This window comes from Roseovarius halophilus (ex Wu et al. 2025) (genome assembly GCF_047086965.1).
On sequence record NZ_JBKOTX010000224.1, the window covers coordinates 1 to 7,881 of the forward strand.

General features: G+C 67.4%; 6 protein-coding genes. All 6 read right to left on the reverse strand.

Annotated elements, in window-relative coordinates; translation table 11 throughout:
• Window positions 1–2,554: Rne/Rng family ribonuclease (locus tag ACH107_RS27470; RefSeq protein ID WP_412508864.1), on the reverse strand; the 2,554-nt coding region annotated here is incomplete at its 3' end.
• Window positions 2,555–2,969: 415 nt separating this feature from the next.
• On the reverse strand, window positions 2,970–3,635 hold the full coding sequence (locus tag ACH107_RS27475) for an HAD family hydrolase (protein ID WP_412508865.1): 666 nt from the start codon (window positions 3,633–3,635) through the stop codon (window positions 2,970–2,972).
• Window positions 3,632–4,966: a sigma-54 dependent transcriptional regulator gene (locus tag ACH107_RS27480; RefSeq protein WP_310691648.1), complete on the reverse strand. Its 1,335-nt coding sequence runs from the start codon at window positions 4,964–4,966 to the stop codon at window positions 3,632–3,634. The genes ACH107_RS27475 and ACH107_RS27480 overlap by 4 nt, the downstream gene beginning before the upstream one ends.
• 8 nt (window positions 4,967–4,974) lie before the next feature.
• Window positions 4,975–6,723, reverse strand: coding sequence for a sensor histidine kinase (locus ACH107_RS27485; protein ID WP_412508866.1), 1,749 nt, complete (start codon window positions 6,721–6,723; stop codon window positions 4,975–4,977).
• 35 nt (window positions 6,724–6,758) lie between these two features.
• Entirely contained in the window at window positions 6,759–7,427 is a 669-nt protein-coding gene (gene purQ, locus ACH107_RS27490) for a phosphoribosylformylglycinamidine synthase subunit PurQ (RefSeq protein ID WP_412508867.1), read from the reverse strand.
• A gap of 61 nt (window positions 7,428–7,488) precedes the next feature.
• The coding region (locus ACH107_RS27495) for a zinc-binding dehydrogenase (RefSeq protein WP_412508868.1) at window positions 7,489–7,881 on the reverse strand (393 nt) is incomplete at its 5' end.

Here is a 7,881-nt window from a genome sequence, read left to right on the forward strand (position 1 = left end):
GGGCCGCGTCTTCCGGCGCGGCCTCGGGCGTCTTCTTGCGCGTCCGGGTCCGCTTGGGCTTGGGCTTTTCCGCCTCTGCCTCAGCGGGCGTCTCGGAGGACGCGGCCGGCTGCGGATCGGCGGCCTCGGTCTCGGCGGGGGCTTCGGCCTTCTTCCGGCGGCTGCGCGTGCGCTTTGGCTTCGGCGGCTCTTCGACTGTCGCTTCGGCGCTCATCTCGGCGGGGGCCTCCGTGCCAGCCTCCGGCGCTGGTGTCTCGGCCGCGGGGGCCGCCTCGTCTGTCTTCTTGCGACGGCTCCGGGTGCGCTTGGGCTTGGGTTTCTCCTGGGCCGTCTCGACGGGCGCATCGCCCGATGCCGCCTCCGCCTGCGCCTCGGCAGGCGCTTCTGACGCGGTCGCGCCCTCGGCGGCCTCGCTGCCCGACTGGTCGCCATTGGCTTGAGTCTCACCGGTGCCGTTGCCCTTGCGTCGACGCCGACGGCGGCGACGCTTTTTCTTGGGCTGCTCCTCGCCCTCGGCCTCGGGGGCGGGCGCGTCGGCGGCAGCCGGTTCCGGCGCCGCCTCGGGCTCTTCCTCGGGCTCGGGTTCGGCCATCACGGCGGTTTCCGAGGAGATCACGGCGCTGTCCACCTCGGGCACGGCCCGGGTGGCCTGCTTGAATTTCTCGATCTGGAAATCCGGCGAGACCAGCGCAACATCCGCCTCGAGCCGCACGGAAAGCCCGTAGCGCGCCTCGATCTGGGCGATATGCTCGCGCTTCTGGTTCATCAGGTAGTTGACGATTGCCACGGGCGCCTTGACCAACACCTCGCGGGTGCGGCCGCGCACGCCTTCTTCCTCGATCTGACGCAGGATCGCGAGCGCCACATTGTCATCCGAGCGCAGCAGACCGGTGCCGTGGCAATGCGGACAGGGCTGGGTCGTGGCCTCGAGCATGCCGGGGCGCAGGCGCTGGCGCGACATCTCCATCAGGCCAAAGCCCGAGATGCGGCCCACCTGGATGCGCGCGCGATCGGTCTTGAGCCGGTCTTTCATGCGCTTTTCCACCGAGGCGTTGTTCTTGCGCTCGTCCATGTCGATGAAGTCGATGACGATCAGCCCGGCCAGGTCGCGCAGGCGCAGCTGGCGGGCAACCTCGTCGGCGGCCTCCAGGTTGGTCTTGAGCGCGGTCTGCTCGATCGAGCCTTCCTTGGTCGCCCGGCCCGAGTTCACGTCGATGGCCACCAACGCCTCGGTGACTCCGATCACGATGTAGCCCCCCGAGGGCAACTGCACCGTCGGGTTGAACATGTTTCCGAGGTAGCCCTCGACCTGGTAACGCGCAAAAAGCGGCAGTCCCTCTGTGTAGTGCTTCACGTTTCGGGCGTGGGACGGCATGATCATCTTCATGAAGTCCTTGGCGGTGCGATAGCCCGCGTCGCCCTCGACCAGCACCTCGTCGATCTCCTTGTTGTAGAGATCGCGGATCGAGCGCTTGATCAGATTGCCCTCTTCGTAGATCGGCGCAGGGGCGATGGATTTCAGCGTCAACTCGCGGATCTGTTCCCACAGGCGCTGAAGATATTCGTAGTCGCGCTTGATCTCCGTCTTGGTGCGCTGCGACCCGGCGGTGCGGATGATCAGCCCCGCGCCCTGAGGCACATCCATTTCACCGGCAATCGCCTTGAGCTTCTTGCGGTCGGCGGCATTGGTGATCTTGCGCGAAATGCCGCCGCCCCGCGCGGTATTGGGCATGAGCACGCAATAGCGGCCCGCCAGCGACAGGTAGGTGGTCAGCGCGGCCCCCTTGTTGCCGCGCTCTTCTTTCACGACCTGCACCAGCAGGATCTGGCGCACCTTGACGACTTCCTGGATCTTGTAGCGGCGCGGGCGCGGCTTGCGCACCGGGCGCACCTCTTCGCTGTCGTCCTCGTCGGCGACGCTTTCGATGCTGTCGTCGCGGGCGCTGGCATCCCCGGCACCGGCGGCGCTGTCGTCCTCGTCGGCGGCGGGAGTCTCGATCGGGGTCTCGGCCACGGTTTCCATGGGCGAGCTGCCCTCGTCGGGCCCGTCCATCGCAGAGCCGCCGTCGAGCACTTGCATGCCCTCGATATCGCCCGAGGTCTCGTCCTCGGGGGTTTCCTGCGGGGCCTCCTGCACCTCGGCGGGCGCGGTGCTTGTCACGGCATCGCTGCCCTCGGTGGCCGCGGGCTTGGGCTTGGCGCGCGACCGGCGGCGTTTGGGCTTTTGCTTGGCGTCGTCCTCATCCTCGGCCTTCATGGCCTCGGCATAGGCGCGTTCCTCGGCCAGCAGCGCCTCACGGTCGGCGGTGGGGATCTGGTAGTAGTCGGGGTGGATCTCCGAGAATGCGAGGAAACCGTGCCGGTTTCCGCCGTAATCCACGAAGGCCGCCTGCAGCGAGGGTTCGACCCGCGTGACCTTGGCCAGGTAGATGTTGCCCGCTAGCTGGCGGCGCGATTGTGTCTCGAAGTCGAATTCCTCGACCTTGTTTCCGTCAACCACCACGACGCGGGTCTCTTCCGCGTGGGTGGCATCAATGAGCATTTTCTTGGGCATTCTATCCGTTCGCACGACGCAGAGGGACCCGCCCCAGGGGGCGCATCCTATGCCACGTCATGTCCAGTGCTGGCGATGCGCGCGGGGACAGTCAGTGCGGGCCCTTGGGCCGCGCCTGTCCGAACTGTCCTGCTCACGCCGTGCATCGCGTTTCTTCTCCGACGGCCCGGAGGCCGCCAATTCAGTGGCCCGGCGCGATGATCCTGTCAGGGTCCGCGCCCGCGGGCTGTTCCAATGGCCTGCCGGTGGCGGGACCATATTCTGTCGTCCGTGAAGGTCGGGTCTTTCTCCGCGATACCTTGACGGAAAATCCGTTCAAACCGGGGACAGGAGCTGGACCTGCCCGAGGCCTGTTCTGCCTACATAAGTCAGGCGCAGGGCAGATTACAATGTGAAACTGACGGGTGTTCGAAAATCAGCCCGGCAGATCGAACAGGGCAAGCCCTGCCGCCAGGGTTTCGCTGACATGCTGACCCAGGTCGGGCAACGCCTGCCCCGCCGGACGCAGGTCGGGAATCTGCACCGTGGTGCAGCCCGCCTGCACTGCCGCCGTGGTGCCGGTATCGCTGTCTTCAAAGGCCAGGGCGTCGCCCGGCGCATGGCCCAGGCGCTCGGCGGCCATGCGGTACGGCGCGGGGTCGGGCTTTGGACTGGGCACTTCGTCGCCCCCCAGCACAAAGCGGAAATGCCCCAGCAGGCCGGCCGCGTCCAGGTGATGACGCGCCCGATCGCCCCGAGTCGAGGTGACAACGGCCATGGCGTGCCCGGCCGCGGCCAGCGCCGGGATCACCTCGGCCACGGTGGGGCGCAGCATCACGCCCTGGGCCATGCGCGTGTTGAAATTGGTCTCGATCGCGGCGTTGAAGGCGTCCATGTCCACGCCCGTGCCCAGAAAACGGCCGGCCCGGTCTGACGCCTCGGCCCCCGATGTGCCCACCAGCGCGAGGAAGAAGTCGCGCACCTCGTCGCCCACCCGGCCGAGCCGGGCGCATTCCTCAACGAAGGCGGCCTGCACGACACGCTCGGTGTCCAGCAGCAGACCGTCCATGTCGAACAGCAGGGCGCGGGGACTGTCACTCACTCCAGGTAGTCCGACCTTTGCAGGCCGTACTTGGCCATCTTCTCGTTCAGGGTCCGGCGCGGCAGCGACAGTTCCTCCATCACATTGGCGATCGAGCCGCGGTGCCGGCGCATGGTGTTGTCGATGAGCATCCGCTCGAAGGCCTCGACATACTCCTTGAGCGGCTTGCCTTCGGTGGTCATGGCCTGTTCTGGCACGTCCTCATCCGCCATCAGCAACGAGGCGATGGAGCCGGTCCCGCGCCGGTTCTGCAAGACCGCCCGTTCGGCCACGTTGATCAGCTGGCGCACGTTGCCCGGCCAGGGCGCCTGCAGCAGCTGCGCGGCCTCCTGGGCGCTGACATGGGGCGCGTCACAGCCGTATTCATCGGCAAACTGCTCGCTCAGCCGGGTGAACAGCGCCAGGATGTCCTCGCCGCGCTGGCGCAGGGGCGGCACGGTGATGCGCAGGGCGGCCAGCCGATAGAACAGATCCGAGCGCAGCTCGCTCTCGCAGGTCTTGCCCTCGTCCTGAAGGTTGCAGATGGCCACGATGCGGGTCTCGCCCGGAGTGCCCTGCTCGTTCATCGCGGTGAGCAGCCGCGCCTGGGTGTCGCGGCTCAGCGCCTCGATGTCTTCCAGCACGAGGGTGCCGCCGCGGGCCTCTTCCATGGCCGGGATCGGGTCGTCCTGGTCCACCGGGCCGAACAGCCGCCGCGCCAGCGCGGCCTCGTCATAAGCCTGGCAGGAGATCAGCACGAATTTCTTGCTGGCCCGCGCGCCAACCGCGTGCAGCGCATGGGCCACCAGCGTCTTGCCGGTGCCGGTCTCACCTTCGATCAGGACATGGCCGTCGGCCTGTCCCAGGTCCAGGATATCCTCCTTGAGGCGTTCCATGATCGGGCTGGCCCCGATCAGCTTGGACATCAGCGCGCTGCCATCGGACAGCTCGCGGCGCAGGGCGCGGTTGTCCAGCGCCAGACGCCGCGCGGTACTGGCCTTGCGCGCCAGTTCGGTCATGCGGTCGGGGTTGAAGGGCTTTTCGAGAAAATCATAGGCCCCCACCCGCATCGCCTCGACGGCCATGGGCACGTCGCCATGCCCGGTGATCATGATGACCGGCAAAGCGCTGTCCTGGCTCTTGAGCTTCTTGAGGAACTGCATCCCGTCCATCCCGGGCATGCGGATGTCGGTGACCACGATGCCGGGATAATCGCTGCCGATGCCCTTGAGGGCCTCCTCGGCGCTGGCGAAGGCCTCGGTGTCATAGCCCGAGAGCGCCAGCCACTGCGAGATCGACTGCCGCATGTCCTGTTCGTCATCGACGATGGCGATTTTCATGGCTTGAGCCATGGCGCACCTCACTCCGCTGCTTCACGTTCGGCCGTCCAGGCCGGCAATTGCACCTCGAAGACCGCGCCGCCATCGGCGGCGTTCCGCGCAGTCAGACGCCCCCCGAAATCGTTCACGATGCCCGAGGAAATGGCAAGGCCCAGCCCGACACCGTCACCGGGTTCCTTGGTGGTGTAGAAGGGCTCAAACAGACTGTCGAGATCGGCAATGCCCGGGCCGTTGTCGCGCAGGCTCAGCCGAACCGTCTCGCCCTGGGCCAGCAGGATATCCACGGCGGGCTCCTCGACGGGCTTGGTGGCGTCCAGCGCATTGCGCAGCAGGTTGATGATGACCTGTTCCAGCCGCAGCCGGTCGGCCAGCACCCGCACCGGCCCGTCGGGCAGCGCCTGGCTGATCGCGACCTGGCGCTGGCGCAGTTGCGGCTCCATCATCGACAGGGCCGAGAGCACGGCCTCCTTGACGTCGACGGGTTCGAGCGTGTCGCCGCCCTTGCGCGCATAGGACTTGAGTTGCTTGGTAATCTGGCCCATGCGCTCGATCAGGCCGTCGATGCGCTGGAAACTGGCCAGCGCCTCTTCGGGGCGGTGCCGCGACAACAGCAACCGCGCGCCAGCTAGGTAGGTCTTCATGGCCGCCAGCGGCTGGTTCAACTCGTGGCTGACAGCCGCCGACATCTCGCCAAGCGCGGCCAGTTTCGAGGTCTGCGCCACGGTCTGTTCGGCCACTTCGAGGTCCTTCTCGACCTTCTCGCGCTCGGCAATTTCCCGCTGCAAGCGCACGTTCAACTGGCGAAGCTCCGCCGACTCGCGCTGAAAGACCCGCATCCGCAGCGCCGATTTGCGGCTCAGCCCCCAAAACACCAGCGTCAGGAGAATCGCAAACCCCATGATTTCAAGCGCCAGGATCGAGTTCACCCGTTCGCGCACCGAGGCATAGGTGGTAAAGCTGATCAGTTGCCAGCCCTGGAAAGGCACGCGGACCGCCTGGCGCATGACTCCATCGCCGCGCAGGTAGCTCTCGATCGGCAGGGCCGACCAGCCCGGGGCACTGCGCAGGCCCCGTTCGATCGCGGTCTGCGGCGGCACCAGCGACAGCGCCTCTGGGGCGGGGCGCCCGCGCCAGCGCGGCTCGGTGGCCAGGATCACGCGGCCCTCGCTGTCGGTCACCATAACCGCATCCGAGATGCCCGCCCAGCTGCGTTCGAGCTTGGCCAGGTCCACCTCGACCGCAACCACCCCCAGCGTGACCTGGTTCGCCATGATCCGGCGCGCATAGGTAAAGGCAAAGCCGCCCTCGGGGCGTTCCTCGACGGTGAAGACCGTCGCGTTGGACCGCAGCGCCTCGACGAAATGCGGATTCGACCGCTGGTTCTGGCCCAGCCGTTCCCGGTCGGTCGCCGCGACGATGTGCCCCTCGCGGTCCAGCAGCAGCAGCGAGGCGGCGCCGATCTCGTCCACGAAGCTCAGCAGCCGCGCGGTGGATTGCGAATAGTCGCCCGAGTTCAGCGCCCCGATCAGCGCCGGGTCGCGCGCCAAAAGCTGTGGCACGATGGAATTGCGCTGCAACTCGCTGAGCAGGTTGGCCGAATAGAGCGCAACCCGCACCTCGGCGCTGTTGCGAGTGCGCTCGGTAAAGCGCTCGGTCAGCAGCCGGTCGGACCAGTAGACCAGCGTCGCCGCCACGGCCAGCAGCCCCAGCACCGTGAGCCGCACCGCCCAGTTGCCGCCCGCGCGGCGCATCTGATCCCCTTCGGACATGCGGCGAATCTACCCCGCCCAGGGCGCCGCGTCCATCAGGCCTCGGCCAGTTGCCCGACAAGAGCACGGAAAAGCGCCGCCCCGTCGGTGCCGCCATGGGCCGGATTGACGGCGCGTTCGGGGTGTGGCATCATTCCCAGCACCCGGCGGTTTTGCGACAGGATGCCGGCGATATCCGCGACCGATCCATTGGGGTTGTCGCGGTATGTGAAGGCGATCCGATCCTCGGCGCGCAGGGCCTCAAGCACCGCCTCATCGGCGAAATAGTTGCCGTCATGATGCGCGACGGGCAGGGTGATCCCGTCGCCCGGCCCATAGCCTTCGCTAAAGACGCTGTCGGTGGTTTCCACTGTCAGATCAACGGGTTTGCAGATGTACTTGAGGTCGCGATTGCGCATCAGGGCGCCGGGCAACAGCCCGGTTTCGGTCAACACCTGAAAGCCGTTGCACACGCCCAGCACGTAGCCGCCCCGCTCGGCATGGCGCACCAGCGCGCGGCAGATCGGCGAATTGGCGGCGATGGCCCCGCAACGCAGGTAATCGCCAAAGGAAAAGCCGCCCGGCACCGCCACGAGGTCGGTGCCCGCGGGCAGGCCGTTGTCCTTGTGCCAGACCACGGTGACATCGGCCCCGGCCTGGCGCAGGGCCACGGCCAGGTCACGGTCGCAGTTGGAGCCGGGAAATTGCAGGACGGCGACTTTCATGGGGGCTCTCCTCGGGTGCTTTGCGGTTGGATACAGGCCTTTGCGGGCGGGTTCACGCGCCTTAGTGCTGAAAATCTGTAATGACGGCGATGCCCGGCGGGGTCGGCCCGTCGAAGGCGGCCAGTTCGGCGCTGGCCCCCGACAGCGCCACGCGGCGCGTGACCAGCGGCGACAGGTCCAGCCCGGCGCCTTCGATGAAGGACAACAGCGAGGGATAGCGCCAGGCCGGCATCCCGCGGGTGCCGTAGATCGCTAGTTGCCCCGAATAGACCACGTCCATCGGCAGCGCCATGGTCACATGGTCGCCCGCGGGCATGCCCACCTGCACCATGCGGCCCAGCTTGCGCAGGGATTTCAGGGCATTGGCAGAGGTCTCGGGGCGGCCGAGCGCCTCGAGGGCGACATCCGCGCCACCGCCCGTCACCGCGCGCACCGCCGCGGCCGGGTCGCCGTC